Below are 418 nucleotides of genomic sequence, written 5' to 3'. Positions count from 1 at the left end.
ACCGTTATCAATAACATAAATTCTGTCACTGTTTTCAATAGTAGATAAGCGATGTGCTATAACAATAGAGGTTTTATCTTTCATTAGCGTTTCTAACGCTTGCTGAATAAGCTTTTCTGATTCGGTATCAAGTGCTGATGTTGCCTCATCTAAAATCAAAATAGGTGCATCTTTTAATATTGCACGCGCTATCGCTATTCGCTGGCGTTGGCCACCGGAGAGCATTACGCCATTTTCACCTACCATGGTGTTTAATTGCTCTGGCAAGTCTTTAACAAACTCCCAAACGTGCGCTTGTTTAGCAACTTGCTCTAACTCTGCAACAGACACATCGTGCTTTATGCCATAACAAATATTATTGGCAATCGTATCGTTAAATAACACAACTTGCTGAGACACTAAAGCAAATTGGCGACGC

1 protein-coding gene is annotated in these 418 nt (G+C 39.7%); it reads right to left on the bottom strand.

What is annotated here, in order from left to right:
• A partial coding sequence (locus AAEY83_RS12955) for an ATP-binding cassette domain-containing protein (RefSeq protein ID WP_351059331.1) occupies positions 1 to 418 on the bottom strand: 418 nt, incomplete at both ends.

Origin of the sequence: Psychrobacter sp. TB20-MNA-CIBAN-0197, assembly GCF_040309765.1 — a bacterium.
In the GTDB taxonomy this organism is placed as follows: domain Bacteria; phylum Pseudomonadota; class Gammaproteobacteria; order Pseudomonadales; family Moraxellaceae; genus Psychrobacter; species Psychrobacter submarinus.
The sequence above is the reverse complement of the archived record's forward strand: the minus strand, read 5'-3'. Positions and strand labels throughout refer to the sequence as shown.